Genomic DNA, 431 nt, shown 5'->3' on the forward strand with positions numbered 1-431 from the left:
AGATACCTCGATGAACCGTGACGAGACGAACAGCGCGTTGTGAGCGCGTTTTGTTCCCGCGCTTCGCCAGCTTGGGCTTAAAGGTTCTTTGCCTCATTATCGACGACAACGCGACAGTCGGGTCGACCTTTTGACGGTACAGTTTGATCGCCATGGAGGGGGCTTCGTCGTGGAGCTAGCTCAATGCGGCGCGGAGGGTATCACGACCCATTGGGGGGAAATCATTCCTGCAACCAAAGTCACGGCACACGATCGTGGGGTCCATAACGTAACTATCTATCGTTGGCTGGTTCCGTGACGGTGATCAGACGAGGAGCGGGCTTTCGGCGCAATGGGAGAGCCCTCAAATCCACTTACTGAAGGTAAAGCATGTCGCAAAATATACCGCTGCGCTTTACCCTCGGACGCGCGATTGGGGCGTACGTAGTCGC

The 431-nt window shown here is 55.9% G+C and carries 1 pseudogene; it reads left to right on the top strand.

The features are described 5' to 3' along the window. Positions 1-61: 61 nt before the first annotated feature. A pseudogene (locus tag U5782_RS41360) lies at positions 62-298 on the top strand (DUF4304 domain-containing protein); the annotation flags it as partial. Positions 299-431 lie beyond the last annotated feature (133 nt).

Source organism: Paraburkholderia sp. J67, assembly GCF_905220265.1.
Lineage (GTDB): Bacteria > Pseudomonadota > Gammaproteobacteria > Burkholderiales > Burkholderiaceae > Paraburkholderia.